The 13,120-nt window shown below is 44.3% G+C and carries 13 protein-coding genes and 1 pseudogene; 12 read left to right on the forward strand and 2 right to left on the reverse strand.

Annotated features, from left to right (window positions below; translation table 11 throughout):
* The first annotated feature begins 5 nt into the window (after positions 1 to 5).
* From IPJ71_02035 to IPJ71_02055, 5 genes are all read left to right on the forward strand, one after another.
* Positions 6 to 674: an efflux RND transporter periplasmic adaptor subunit gene (locus IPJ71_02035; GenBank protein ID MBK7842464.1), complete on the forward strand. Its 669-nt coding sequence runs from the start codon at positions 6 to 8 to the stop codon at positions 672 to 674.
* Entirely contained in the window at positions 674 to 2,728 is a 2,055-nt protein-coding gene (locus IPJ71_02040) for an ATP-binding cassette domain-containing protein (GenBank protein MBK7842465.1), read from the forward strand. Before IPJ71_02035 ends, IPJ71_02040 begins: the two co-directional genes overlap by 1 nt.
* A gap of 89 nt (positions 2,729 to 2,817) precedes the next feature.
* Positions 2,818 to 3,081 carry a transposase gene (locus IPJ71_02045; GenBank protein ID MBK7842466.1) on the forward strand — a complete coding sequence of 88 codons (264 nt, stop codon included), beginning with the start codon at positions 2,818 to 2,820 and terminating at the stop codon, positions 3,079 to 3,081.
* Complete coding sequence (locus IPJ71_02050) at positions 3,075 to 3,902, forward strand: IS3 family transposase (protein MBK7842467.1); 828 nt, start codon at positions 3,075 to 3,077, stop codon at positions 3,900 to 3,902. Before IPJ71_02045 ends, IPJ71_02050 begins: the two co-directional genes overlap by 7 nt.
* Before the next feature lie 627 nt (positions 3,903 to 4,529).
* Positions 4,530 to 4,772 (forward strand): hypothetical protein, encoded by a 243-nt coding sequence (locus IPJ71_02055; protein ID MBK7842468.1) that lies wholly within the window; start codon positions 4,530 to 4,532, stop codon positions 4,770 to 4,772.
* A gap of 74 nt (positions 4,773 to 4,846) precedes the next feature.
* Here IPJ71_02055 and IPJ71_02060 read toward each other — a convergent pair whose 3' ends face one another.
* Entirely contained in the window at positions 4,847 to 4,987 is a 141-nt protein-coding gene (locus IPJ71_02060; protein MBK7842469.1) for a hypothetical protein, read from the reverse strand.
* Between the two features lie 448 nt (positions 4,988 to 5,435).
* Between IPJ71_02060 and IPJ71_02065 the strand changes: the two genes are divergently transcribed.
* From IPJ71_02065 to IPJ71_02095, 7 genes and pseudogenes are all read left to right on the forward strand, one after another.
* Positions 5,436 to 5,867, forward strand: a complete 432-nt coding sequence (locus IPJ71_02065; protein ID MBK7842470.1) for a GNAT family N-acetyltransferase — start codon at positions 5,436 to 5,438, stop codon at positions 5,865 to 5,867.
* A 2-nt stretch (positions 5,868 to 5,869) separates the two neighbouring features.
* The gene (locus IPJ71_02070; GenBank protein MBK7842471.1) at positions 5,870 to 6,496 is read left to right on the forward strand and encodes an FMN-binding negative transcriptional regulator; all 627 of its coding nucleotides are present in this window, start codon (positions 5,870 to 5,872) and stop codon (positions 6,494 to 6,496) included.
* Between the two features lie 10 nt (positions 6,497 to 6,506).
* On the forward strand, positions 6,507 to 7,151 hold the full coding sequence (locus IPJ71_02075) for an HD domain-containing protein (GenBank protein MBK7842472.1): 645 nt from the start codon (positions 6,507 to 6,509) through the stop codon (positions 7,149 to 7,151).
* 214 nt (positions 7,152 to 7,365) lie between these two features.
* Complete coding sequence (locus IPJ71_02080) at positions 7,366 to 7,674, forward strand: winged helix-turn-helix transcriptional regulator (protein MBK7842473.1); 309 nt, start codon at positions 7,366 to 7,368, stop codon at positions 7,672 to 7,674.
* Positions 7,675 to 7,728: 54 nt separating this feature from the next.
* The gene (locus IPJ71_02085; GenBank protein ID MBK7842474.1) at positions 7,729 to 7,926 is read left to right on the forward strand and encodes a DUF2892 domain-containing protein; all 198 of its coding nucleotides are present in this window, start codon (positions 7,729 to 7,731) and stop codon (positions 7,924 to 7,926) included.
* A gap of 109 nt (positions 7,927 to 8,035) precedes the next feature.
* Entirely contained in the window at positions 8,036 to 9,379 is a 1,344-nt protein-coding gene (locus IPJ71_02090) for a TolC family protein (protein MBK7842475.1), read from the forward strand.
* Positions 9,369 to 12,651, forward strand: a pseudogene (locus IPJ71_02095) (efflux RND transporter permease subunit). The gene IPJ71_02090 and the pseudogene IPJ71_02095 overlap by 11 nt, the downstream one beginning before the upstream one ends.
* Before the next feature lie 148 nt (positions 12,652 to 12,799).
* Here IPJ71_02095 and IPJ71_02100 read toward each other — a convergent pair.
* On the reverse strand, positions 12,800 to 12,940 hold the full coding sequence (locus IPJ71_02100) for a hypothetical protein (protein ID MBK7842476.1): 141 nt from the start codon (positions 12,938 to 12,940) through the stop codon (positions 12,800 to 12,802).
* Positions 12,941 to 13,120 lie beyond the last annotated feature (180 nt).

The raw sequence follows: 13,120 nt of genomic DNA on the forward strand, positions 1-13,120 counted from the left end.
TTATGATGGCTACATTAAAAGCTTTTGTGAAACTTGGTGATAAGGTTCAATCTGGCGAGCCCATAGTCAGCATTGCTCAATCTCTTCAAGCTGCAGAAAATGTTTTTCCTATCCGTGCCCCGTTTACAGGTACGGTGACTCAGTTATTGAAGTCCGAAGGTCAGTTCTCCAAGCAAAGCGATCCCAAAGAATTTATTCTTCGCATTGATGACCTGACAAAAATGTTCATTAATGCGAATGCACCTGAAATCGATGTCGTAAAAATTCAATCTGGCTTGGAAGCTGTAATCAAGGTCTCAGCGATTTTATCGAAAAATTATAATGGAATTGTCAGAGAAATTTCTCAAGCCGCTACTCCCAAAGAGCAATGGGGAGGACGATCTCAAGTTGAGTATCTCATAAAAATAGAAATTATAGATGCAGATACACAACTCAAACCAGGCATGACCGCCGTCGTGGACATCATTACAAACAAAAAAGATAACGTCCTTGCTCTTGGGCACGAATTCATCCAAAAAGAAAACGAAAACTATTTCGTCATCCTTAAAAATGGGAATCGACAGAGCATTAAAGTAGGTCTGCAAAATGAGTCTGTTTTTGAAGTCCTCGAAGGTTTAAACGAAGGACAAGAGGTCCAGCAAGTTGACTTCTTGAAGCTGATTGAGAATCAGTAATGAGCTTGATTAGTCTTAAGAACCTTAGCTTCGCTTACAATACTTCATCCGGCGAAAAAGTGCCTGTATTGAAAAATATCAATCTTGATATTGAGGCCGGAGAACTCGTTGCTATTCAAGGTCCTTCTGGTTCGGGTAAGTCTACGCTCCTATACATCATAGGGTGCCTTCTCAATTCATACTCTGGTCGCGTTGAAATTGGTGGACAGGACATAATGAGGCTGACCGATGAACAGCTTGCGGTTTTACGGAATAGGCATATTGGATTCGTGTTTCAACAATTCCATCTTCTTGCGAAGGCCAGTGTCTTGGAAAATATATTGCTTCCGAGCAAGTATCCTTCTGAGCGGCCTAACAATAGAAGTCGAATTGAGCATGCCAATAAACTTGTAAATGATTTGGGTCTAAATGGTCGAACTCATCACTTCCCAAACCAACTTTCAGGGGGACAACAGCAGCGCGTTTCAATTGCACGGGCGCTGTTGAATGACACTCAAATTATTTTAGCGGACGAACCAACTGGAAGTCTTGATACCAGCAACTCAAAACAAATCATGGAGCTTTTGAAGGCAACTAACCGTTCGGGAAGAACAGTTGTCATCATCACTCATGATTCCGAAATCGCCCAACAGTGCAACAAGGTTGTTCATTTCCGCGATGGAGAAATCAAAGAGATCACTGAAAACAAAAAAACTGCTTCAACCTCAGATGAAACCCTCTCAATTTTTCGAGATATTCCAAACGAAAATAAAGCCGAATTTCAAGAAAGTCGCTGGGCGGTACTCAGTCGTTACTTTCATGTGGGTATTTCTCTTTTTCCGCTCGCATTTCAAAGTTTGAAGCAGAATCGGTCCAGGTCAATGTTAACGATGTTGGGCATCGTCATAGGAGTCGCGGCTGTTTTATCCATGGTGACGATTGGTTCGTTCACAAAAAAGAAAATCTTGGAATCCTACGCTGAGATGGGCGTCAATACTTTGATATTCTATGGTTATCCAAACTGGGAGCTTCGTGCGACCGATCAGGTCTCGGTTGTCTTTCAAAGTTTCGATTGGGAACGAGACTTGGCTCCGCTAAAAAAAGTCTTCCCGGAAGTGCTGCGTATCTCTCCAACGTTATTTTCATGGGACAACAAAGTCAGTTACGGCGGAAAAACTGTTGATTCTGATGTTCGTGCTTTTGGAGTTTCATCGGACGGACTTGCGATGGCAAACCGAACCCTCATCATCGGGAATAACTTCAGCCCATTTCACGTTGAGTACCGAAGTGCAGTTTGCGTGATAGGCTTTGAAATCTATCAGCGGCTTTTCTCCAACGTTTCGCCTATCGGACAGATTATTGCTGTCAGTCAGAGAGAGTCATCCTTTGGATGTCGAGTAATTGCAGTCCTGGCTTCACAATCTAGCAATAAAGAGTGGAACAAACCAAACCTTCAAGTTTACCTACCTTACACTTTTTTCCAAGGAACAAGCGATCCCTGGAGTTCTCGAATTCGCGAGATCGTTCTTCAGGTGAAGCAGGGTTCTGACGTGGAAAAGGTTGGAAAAAAAATTAAAGCGTTTTTCGATATGAAATACGGAAAGTCAGCTCGGTTTGACGTTGGCTCTGACAGTGTTCTCATCGCTCAAATGAATAAGTTTTTAAGTTTGTTCACTATATTGCTTGGAGCTATCGCACTCGTTTCACTTGCCGTCGGCGGCATTGGGATCACGAATATGATGCTGGTTTCAGTATCCGAGAGATTTAAAGAGATTGGAATTCGCAAAGCTTTCGGAGCGACTAACTTCCGCATTCGCGTGCAATACCTTGTTGAATCAGTTTTGATTTGCAGCATCGCGGGACTTATAGGGCTCGTTGTGGGTTTTATTCTTTACCAAGGTGCGATTTACGGAGCAACAAAATTGGTTGGCAAGCTCGCATTTGAATGGACAATAGACTTCACCGCGTTGTTATTGTCGGTTGTTTCTATTTTCGTAGTAGGTGTCTTCAGTGGTTTAACACCAGCGCTGAAAGCTGAAAAACTCCAGGTTATTGAAGCCTTGCGGAGCGAATAGGGTGGCGGTTGGCCCATAAAACTGTAGACCTTGCATCTTGAGTCATGGTGCGCAATACCCCCGGGCAGAGTCCGGTAAAGGAGCACCAAATGAAGAAGAGATTTAGCGAGGAACAAATAACTTCCGCAGTCAAAAAACTGGAGACGGGAGTGCCAGTAAAAGAGGTGTCGCGCGAGATGGGCGTGACGATTCAGACCCTCTATCATTGGAAAAAGCGCTTTGGTGGTATGGATGTGACCGAAGCCAGACGGTTGAAAGACCTTGAGATAGAGAATACGCGCCTAAAGAGGATCGTGGCGGACCAGACTCTCGACATCATTATGTTGAAGGATGTGAATTCAAAAAAGTGGTGAGGTCCAGCGACAAGAGAACGGAGTCCTCATACCTTGTTGAGAAATACGAGGTCTCCAAGGCTCGAACCAGCTGTCTACTGGGCCTTCCCATCACCACCTTGTATTATAAGCCAAAAGAGAATGGAGACCAACCCATTGTGTCGCGATTGTCGGAGCTAGCGACAGAGCATAGAAGGTTTGGTCACCCGCGGCTATTCGTACTTCTTAAGAGGGAAATATCTGATCTCAACCACAAACGATCGCGTCGGATTTATCAAAAGCTAAAGCTTCAGATTGGCCGCAGGAAGAGAAAAAAGCTTGGATCCTGTCCCAGACTGCCGGCCACTCAAGCAATGGGACCCAATCAAATATGGGCTATTGACTTCATGTTCGACTATATCGAGTCAGGAAGGCGGCTTAAAATTTTCACCATTATCGATGAATTCGCAAAACTCTCCCCCGGAGTTCTGGTTGATCAATCTATTCGAGGAATTGACGTCGTCGAATATCTCGACCACTTAGCTGGCGAAAAATACCCTCAGATTATCCGGGTCGATCAGGGTACGGAGTTTACGTCGAGGGCCATGCTTGACTGGGCCTATCGTCATGGAATTCAGCTGGAGTTTACAAAGGTAAGAAAGCCCAACCAAATTGTCGAATCTTTCAATTCGAGAGTTCGTGACGAGTGCCTCAACGAGCACGTCTTTTTTTCTCTCGAAGATGCCCGAGAGAAAATCGACACCTGGCACTGGAGGTACAACAATATTAATCCACATTCAGCACTAGGAATGAAATCTCCGATTGAATTTGCAAAGGAACAGGAATCCATGTTAGCAAGCTAACGCCACCTGACTCAGGTTACTCGACATACAGAGTCTTGGGCCAACCGCCATCCCATCGATTACTTTTTGTTATGCTCCCTAGGAAGATTGATATCACCATTAAAGAGCCAAATAAATCAAATTCATAAAGTACAAAAAGTGTTGTAGTTACAGTCCAGGACTCAGCCGAATCCCTTGTCTCGGTCAAAGCGAAAAGGCGACGAATTTACCCCACAAAAAGTGGCGATGAACATCGTGGGCGGTAAGAAAATCCTGGGACCTGAATAGAGCCGTGCCAGTTCAGGTCTGGCCCTGGGCGCCACCAGTCTCATATTGAGATTTTTATAAAACCCATTAAATTTAGCCAATTAAGGAGATATAGTTTGGGTATCTCCTCCCTCCCCGCTTTTTCAAGGTTTTCAGTGGATACTAAATTTTTGAAAAACAATCAGCTCTTTCTACAGGTATAGTTTCTGACCTTAATAAGGCTTTAGCTGCATATTGCAAGAAGTCTGGGCTGAAAATCCAAGGCGTAGTTGAAAATGCGATTCGCGACCAACTCTAAGATGAAATCGATATTGCTAGTTATGACGAAACTAAGAATGAAGAAGATATGTTGCCTTCTTTGATGCTCAGGAAGCTTAAAAAATGAGTTCAAAGTCCTACGAAGTTGTTTTTAATATAAGTGCAGTGAAAGAACTCCAAGCCTTGCCTCAAGAAATCCAAAGGAAAATAATAGATACTATTCAGCTTCTTTCTTTGAATCCATACATAGAACTACTTCAAACAAAAAGGATGAAAGGTGCAGATTCGCTCTATCGATTTCGCGTCCAAGATCATCGAGTCAGTTACCTGATCGAAATCCAAATAATCAGAGTTACAATTATCTAAATAGGTCATGGTAAAGGAGTTTATGAGTAATTGACGGCTTCCTATCTGACTGCCGCTCAATTCAAGATTCTCGGTTAGGGCTTCTTATCGTATCGAAGCTGATCGGACATGACTCCATAGTGAGGAGCTCCTGAATTGTCGATCTCTATGATGGCGCCCGCGCGACTTAAGAGACCTCGGCAGTCCGAACTCAAATTGTCACGGCGAATCTTCATTTTCATCTCTGAATATCTCTCTGTCAGCTATTGATCGACCTCGCTCCCACTGTGATCGACGATGTTTGAATCTTTCAAGGCGACGATAACTGAATCAACCTATCAGCGACTGCGGGGCCGATTCATCAAAAAGGATTTAATCATCATCTAAAAAAGAGAAGAACCATCGGTATTTCATTGACAAATAAATTGTGCCACAGGAAATTGTCCGTTGAAACTCGCAGCTCGAAGTTCTATGAGTGGCACAAGATCAGAAAATCACCTGGCAAGAATCGCAAAGATTCGACAACCATAGAAAATTATGCGGAACTATACGGAACCATACGGAACTATACGGAGCTATACAGAATTATATGGAGCAAGTTCAAAATTTCAAACATGTGAAATAGGGGATTGACGCGGGACTGACTCAAAAACCAAAGCCAGCTATACTTGAGGAAAAATAGAAATGAGTTTTCGATTTGTACGAGCTCAAGAGAAAAATGATTTCGAAAGATTTTATCCAGTCATGAAAGAGCTCAGAAAAGAACTGTCCTTTGATGACTATATGACGATCTGTCAAAACGCTCATGAGGCTGACGGATATGAAATCGTAGCGATTGAGGCAGATAAAAAGGTTTTGGCCGTTATGGGGTATAGAATTCTTCATGACTTTGTTCACGGCAAGCATCTTTATATCGATGACCTGGTTTCTACCGAATCACATCGATCTCAGGGCCTTGGTGCTGAACTTCTTAAATACGCAGAGAATCGTGCAAGGGAGTTAGGTTGTAAAGGTCTGCGCCTTTGCACTGGAATTGACAATGAACAAGGCAAGAAATTCTATGAACGAAATGCTTGGAAATTGAGATCTGTCGCCTATAAGAAGAAGTTGGATTAAAGATGTATTTGCCGAAACATTTTTCAATCAATGAGAAAGCTAGAATCAAAAGGTTAATCGAGAAGAATTCGTTCGTGACTATTCTATCCTATCCAAAAGATTCAAGGCCGTTTATAAATCACCTGCCCGTTATTTTTAGTTCGGGACCAAATGAAGAAGATATTCTTATTGGTCACATGGCAAAACGAAATCCGCAGTGGATGCATTTTAAAGATGACCCAAGTGCGACGATAATAGTTCAGGGTCCGCATACCTACATCACTCCAAGATGGTATAAGTCAGGACGCGATGTTCCGACTTGGAATTATGCAGTCGTTCATTTGCAAGGACGAGTAGAGTTGGTTGAGACTTTCTCTGGGCAAATTGAGGTTTTAAAACAACTCACTCATTTTTTTGAAAAATCAATTGTGACTCCTTGGGAGTTTGAATTGCCAGATGACTTGCTGGACGAGAAAGCGCTTACTTCAGCGATCATTTCATTTAGATTTAAAATTGAGAAAACGGATGCCAAGTTCAAGCTCTCCCAAAATCGCAGTGTTGAAGACAAAGCGGGGGTGATTGATGGATTAAATGAACGAGCCGATGAAATGAGTCGAGCTGTTCGCGAAATGATGATTGAAAGTGGATGATTTTTTTCAGATCAATTCTAGTTTAGAAAAATGGGAAGAGATATTTGAGTCAAAAATATCTGAGATAGCTTCCTCAGAGGATCCCGCTCATGATTTGCTCCATTTTAAGAGAGTAGTTGGTCTTGCGAAGCAGCTTTGCAGATTTGAAGCAGGGACTCCGGAAATCGTAGTCCCGGCAGCATGGCTTCATGATTTTGTTATCATCCCCAAGGATAGTCCACTTCGAAGTCGATCCTCACGCCTTTCTTCCGAAAAGGCTATCGAATTTTTAAAATCGATTGATTACCCTTCTGAATACTACGACGAAATTGCCCATGCGATCGAGGCTCATAGTTTCAGCGCAAATTTGGAAGTGAATACTATTGAGGCCAAAATCGTGCAAGATGCTGATCGACTCGATGGTTTGGGTGCAGTTGGGATAGCCCGATGTTTTTCTACTGCGGGGCTTCTGAAGCGATCTTTTTATAATGATAATGATCCGTTCTGTGACGTTCGAATTCCAGATGACTCTTTGTATACTGTTGATCACTTTTTCAAAAAACTATTTAAAACTGCTGAAACTTTAAAAACCAAGGCGGGAATCTTAGAAGGAAAAAGAAGGGTTGAAGTTATGAAGGCGTATTTGGCTTCCTTCAGGCTTGAAGTACAACAATGAATTTCAAAGCTCGGCGACTCTCCAAGAACTCTGCGAATAAGAACCCTTCGGTCTTGCAACCTTAGTTGCTCCTTATGTTGCGCATTATTTTTCAGTAAAGTTATGAGTTTGAAGCGTCAAAAATGTCTTGATTTCCTCCTTTACATTAATATATTATCATAGTATAATACGTATGTATATTGCGAATATGAGTTTTGATGTGCGGGGGGATTTAATGCGACATACCGTTTCTATCCAGAAGATAAAGAAGTCTTGTGAAGAGGTGTGTCTCATTCTGAAATCACTTTCGCATCCTCAGCGGCTTCTTGTCCTTGGTCATTTACTTGAGGGACCTAAAACAGTGGGCGAACTTGTCGAGCTTTGTGACGCCTCGCAGTCGCAAATGTCACAATTTTTAATCCGGATGAAATTTGAGGGCCTGATTGACTCTGAAAAAAACGGTAAATATCAGGTCTACTCTTTGGCAGACAAACGTTTGGTCCGCCTAATGAAAACTATTCAGGTGGAGTATTGCAAAGGATGATGGATCAGATGATTTATAATGGAGTACCAAACCAAACAAAGGAGCAGAGGAACTATGAAAACAAATATTCATTCAATCGAGCGAGTGGTCAGAATTGTTCTCGGGTTATTACTTGTCTCGCTGGCGTTCGTCGGACCAGCGAATCTTTGGTTTCTCTTAGGCTTAATCCCAATCGCAACGGGCGCTATCGGCTGGTGTCCTCCTTACGCCATGTTGGGAATTAACACCTGTGGTATCGGAAAAAATAAATAGGAGGTCAAGGCAGACGGATGCGAAATGGAAGTGATGAGAGGGGCGACTAAAGACGACCAGAAGTGACCATAAAGAAACTGGTTGAGAATGATTAGCGAAGAGGGAGTAAATGAAAAAGTTCATTATCTTAGGGAGTGTAATTTTCGTTTCGGCAATTCCGGCTCGCGCCGAAACGCTTTCGTTTGCATCCGCGTGGAGTAAAATCAGCGAGAGGTCTGCTGCTCAAGAGTCTTCTCGATTACAGACTGAGTCTTTGACTGAAGCCCAATCAAGAGCGTCCCGCCATTGGTTGCCTAAAGTGTATATTGATGCCAGAACCTATCAAACCAATGATCCCGGGGCTTCGTTCATTGGGGTTCTCGAACAACGCTCCATTAAACAGGCCGATTTCAGCCCAGACTCGATCAATTATCCAGATACCCAATTATTTACACGAGGTGCTCTGGGCGTTGATTTGGCCCTCTACGAGGGAGGAATGAAATCATCTCAAGTGGAGCTTTTCAAGCACTCTGTTGCTGCACAGAAAATTGCAGCTTCACAAATTCAAGTTGAGGAATATTCTACTGTCGGTCTCTCCTATGGATCTATTGCAGTTCTTGAACAGCAAAAAATCAAGCTTCAGGCCTTGGCTTCAGAGATTGAGCGCATGATCAATGGCTATCAGCTCGGGAGCAAGTCGAATCCGGTCGGCTATTCGGGCCTGCTCGGTATGAAGTCCCTGGCAAATCGTTTGAGTGGACTCATTAAAGAGTACGAAGCTCAGAGTCGATCTCACTATGCGGCTCTTAGTGAGATGGGTTTGAAAGGCCAGAATTGGTCTCCCGAAAGCATTGACACATATGCTTTTGTGAATCGCTATTTCTTCGACTTTTCACATCAAGGCGAATCCATTTCCTCCTATAGAATCGAATCTGCAAAGGAGAGTGTGAAAGCCAGTGAGCAGATGGCCAACATGGAAAAGGCTAAGTTCCTTCCTCGTGCGGGAGTTTTTGCTGAAGCCTTTGTTTTCAATGGTAACCGCGATACAGCGAACGGCTACAGTGCCGGCCTCTATTTGCAGTGGAGCCTATATGATCCATCTAGCTACGGCAGCCTCAGGGAAGCACAGCTGAAATCGATGGCTGCCGCGAAATATTCGGAAGCCTCAGATCAGCAAGAGCGCGCTGAACGAGCCGCTCTCAATGAGTCACTCGAGTCCTTGCGACAAAACATCGAGTTACTGAATGACAGCCACAATTTGCTCGTGGAGCAGTCCAAGATGACCGAGACTCTATTCAGAAACGGATCGATAAATGCGCTTCAAATTGTAGAAATACTAAGTCGGCGATCGGACCTCATTGCCCAGCAAGGTGAGGCTGAGCTTGGCCTGATCAAAGCCGGTTCTCAAATCATCACAAAACAGAAATTTGATATCGGAATGCATCTGGGCTCAGGAGTGAGAAATGAAAAATAGCAAACTTGGCTTTGCCGGAAAACTGGCACAAACCTTCGTTCATTCTAAGCTAACCCCCGTCATTGCGATCTTCAGTCTTCTACTTGGGCTGATGGCCGTTTACCTGACCCCAAAAGAGGAAGAACCGCAGATTTCAGTGCCGATGATTGATATTAGAACAGCCGCTCCGGGGTTCACGGCAGAAGAAGCAGAAAGAAAAGTGACTGAGCCTATCGAGCGCGCGGTATGGGGGCTCGATGGTGTTGAGTATGTCTATTCGACCAGCCAACCACACGGAAGTCTTGTGACGGTCCGATTCAAAGTCGGCGAGCCCTTGGAGCCGAGTCTTGTTAAGATTCATCATAAGCTCATGACGATTCAACATGAGCTCCCAGGCAATGTTTTGCCTCCGCAAGTAAAATCATTTTCAATTGATGATGTTCCCTTTCTTGTTTTAACCTTCACTTCTAAAAAAATGGATGAGTTTGAGCTCAGAAGTTCTGTCGCGCCTCTCGCTCGCGAACTATCAAGTACACCGGATCTTTCAAAGGTCGGCCTTTTAGGTGGACAAAAACGAGCGATTCGAGTCATTGCAGATCCCAAAAAAATGCAAGCCCACGGGGTTTCTCTTTTGGATGTCATGCAGTCGCTTAAAATGAATGATGCCCTCGCACCTTCCGGTAAAAATTGGAGCGAAAATGAAGTATTCGATGTTGAGGTCGGCGGACGATTGCACTCGGGCCAAGAGGTAGGAAACTTGGCAATAGGACAGAGAGCTGGGCGAGTCGTCTTCATAAAAAATGTAGCTCAGGTTTTGGACGGACCAGAGGAAATCGTTCGCAGTTCGGTTTTATTAGAGAAAAATCAAGAGCCCGAGAAAGCTGTTTCAATTGTCTTCTCAAAAAGAAAGGGCACGAATGTCGTGACACTTTCTCGTGAGATCCTTCAGAGGGCCGGTTCTTTCCTCAAAGAACAGCCGCAGAAAGCTGATCTAAGAATGACAGTCGTCAGAGACTACGGTTCGACTGCCGCTGATAAGTCAAACGAGCTGATTGAGCATTTGCTGCTAGCAACCTTATCAGTTTCAGTTTTGATTGCGCTATTTATGGGTATTCGCGCCTCCCTTGTCGTGGCAATCGCAATTCCGGTAACGCTCGCGTTAACACTCGCAATCTATTACTTTATGGGTTACACGCTCAATCGCGTGACTCTCTTTGCGCTGATATTCTCGATTGGTATTTTGGTCGACGATGCCATTGTCGTTGTTGAAAATATCGAACGCCACCTGAAAGAAAACATTAAAGATGGCCTAGTAAAGGCCACAATCAAGGCTGTGAACGAAGTTGGAAACCCAACAATCCTTGCTACATTTACGGTTATTGCTGCGATCCTGCCGATGGCATTTGTGAGAGGTCTTATGGGGCCGTATATGAAGCCAATTCCGATCGGGGCGAGCTTTGCAATGTTGTTATCTTTATTTGTCGCCTTTGTCGTGACGCCTTGGGCTGCGATAAAGCTCTTAAAGGCCAATCGCCATAGCGATGCAAGCTCAACCCCCAAAGTGAGTCGTCTGGATCAGCTCTATCAAAAGGTCATGGAAGCGCTGCTCGGATCAAAGAAGCAGGCGCTTCTGTTTGGGGCATTTTCAGTCATTTTACTTTTAGCTGCCATGAGTTTGGTCTACTTCAAGTCTGTTAAGGTAAAAATGTTACCCTTCGACAATAAGCAGGAGTTTCAAGTCTTGATTGATTACCCAGTGACGACACCGCTCTTGGTGGGTAAGCAGTGGTCAACAGATCTTGCTCGTGAGATTCTTAAGAACAAAGAAGTTGAATCAGTACAAGTTTTTGCGGGCGAAGCTTCTCCCTATTCATTTTCTGGAATGGTTAAACACACTTTTCTAAGAAGTGCTGACTACCAAAATGATCTGCAAATTGTTTTGAGTGAAAAAGGAAAGCGGAAAGATTCTAGCCACAAAATTATTGAGAGCTTGCGTCCTCTTATCAAAAAGTTCGGCAGCGACAAAGGAGCTATCATCAAGGTCCTCGAAATTCCTCCTGGTCCTCCAGTGCTTGCGACAATGATGGCCGAGGTCTATGGACCTGATGCTAAGACGCGCGAAAGGGTCACAAAGGAAATCGAATCTGTTTTCGCTTCTGAGCCAAGTGTTGTTGATCTTGACACGACTTTGAGATTGGGGCGACCTCGGAAGGTTTATGAGTATGATCAAGTGCAAGGTGGCCTTTTAGGGACAAGGTCGAATGAGCTGATGGAATTGGGACGCTTGGTATTTTCGGAAACTTCGGTTACAACTTTGGCGAATGTGAATTCACCTGAAGATGTGGACATTGATCTATCTTTGAAGCAAGAGGCCCGTTCGGGTGAGCAGGCCTTTGTGGGTCTTCGCGTCCCTTCATTTGAAACCGGAACAGTCGAGGCCGATAAAGTTTTGAAATCGGCGAGGGAGGAGGCAACCATTTCCCTGTTTCGAAAGAATTTGAAGCCCGTTTCTTATGTGATGAGCGAGCTATCTGGGAGCGAAGAAGCCCCGGTCTACGGTATTTTGAAACTTGCCTCGAAAATCAAATATCCACTGCAAACTGCGGAAGTTCCCTGGAATACTGTTGCACCCGTGGTCAAATGGGACGGGGAGTGGTTCATCACCTATGAAGTGTTTAGAGATCTTGGCGGGGCCTTTGCGGTGGTCATGGTTTTGATTTACATTTTAGTGCTTGGTTGGTTCAGAAGCTTTACCGTTCCATTGGTCATCATGGCTCCGATACCAATTAGTCTTATCGGTATTCTGCCTGGGCACGCCATTTTGGGATCATATTTTACGGCCACGTCGATGATCGGTTTCATTGCGGGTGCCGGAATTATTGTGCGTAACTCGATTATTCTAGTTGACTTCATAGAACATCAGTTGGGCCTTGGCATGAATCTAAAGGAGGCCGTAGTGAGTGCTGGCGTATTGAGATTCCGTCCAATGCTGCTGACTGCGGCCGCCGTTGTCGTAGGCAGTTCAGTCATGCTTGCCGATCCAATTTTTCAGGGTTTGGCTATCAGTCTCATTTTTGGTGAGGTTGCCGCCTACCATATTAAGTCGTTTTGCTGTTCCCATTCTCTACTACTGGTTTGTCGGAAAAGCAGAGTCTGGAGTTCTCCAGACAAACCTGAATGCTGCGGTGACGAAGTCTCATCGCTATGATCCTATGATCAACCAGGCCTATGTGAGGTTTGCAGCGCACCATGGTATGCCAGATAAATTTTACATATCAAATATAAACCTGTGAGCATTTTTACGAGTAAAGTAAATTGAAACTCGAACAACATAAATGAGATTAAGGGAATTAGAAGATGAAGAGTATATTTTTAATCCTATGTTTATTAAGTACTACTGTTTATGCCGATTCGCTTGGTGATGCTGAAGTAATTAGAATTTTAATCTGTCAAGGTGTAATCAAGTGTGGTGGCAATAGCCGCTCTGGTGGCCCTTGTTACAGCGGCCACGGCGGTCCACTTTACAGCGGCCACGGGGGCGCCTGTTACAGCGGCCACGGCGGTCCACTTTATAGCGGCCACGGTGGACGCCTGTATGAAGGCTATGGTGGCCCACTTTACAGAGGTTATGGCGGCGATTGTTATAGTGGTTATGGTGGTGCCTGCTATGGGTACTCAAATACTGAACTGCCCTTAAGGTGTTTAGCTCTGTGTAAGTAAACTCATCCTTGGAGGTTGGAACAACAATCAAGCAGGCCAATT

The sequence above is a fragment of the Bdellovibrionales bacterium genome, from assembly GCA_016714165.1.
Taxonomy (GTDB): Bacteria; Bdellovibrionota; Bdellovibrionia; order Bdellovibrionales; family UBA1609; genus JADJVA01.

Bases quoted from the DNA above. Each gene is read 5' to 3' on its own strand.
- IPJ71_02085 (MBK7842474.1), top strand. From the start codon at position 7,729: ATGAAAACAAATATTCATTCAATCGAGCGAGTGGTCAGAATTGTTCTC.
- IPJ71_02040 (MBK7842465.1), top strand. From the start codon at position 674: ATGAGCTTGATTAGTCTTAAGAACCTTAGCTTCGCTTACAATACTTCA.
- IPJ71_02070 (MBK7842471.1), top strand. From the start codon at position 5,870: ATGTATTTGCCGAAACATTTTTCAATCAATGAGAAAGCTAGAATCAAA.
- IPJ71_02045 (MBK7842466.1), top strand. From the start codon at position 2,818: ATGAAGAAGAGATTTAGCGAGGAACAAATAACTTCCGCAGTCAAAAAA.
- IPJ71_02090 (MBK7842475.1), top strand. From the start codon at position 8,036: ATGAAAAAGTTCATTATCTTAGGGAGTGTAATTTTCGTTTCGGCAATT.
- IPJ71_02035 (MBK7842464.1), top strand. From the start codon at position 6: ATGGCTACATTAAAAGCTTTTGTGAAACTTGGTGATAAGGTTCAATCT.
- IPJ71_02065 (MBK7842470.1), top strand. From the start codon at position 5,436: ATGAGTTTTCGATTTGTACGAGCTCAAGAGAAAAATGATTTCGAAAGA.
- IPJ71_02080 (MBK7842473.1), top strand. From the start codon at position 7,366: ATGCGACATACCGTTTCTATCCAGAAGATAAAGAAGTCTTGTGAAGAG.
- IPJ71_02060 (MBK7842469.1), bottom strand. From the start codon at position 4,987: ATGAAGATTCGCCGTGACAATTTGAGTTCGGACTGCCGAGGTCTCTTA.
- IPJ71_02055 (MBK7842468.1), top strand. From the start codon at position 4,530: ATGAGTTCAAAGTCCTACGAAGTTGTTTTTAATATAAGTGCAGTGAAA.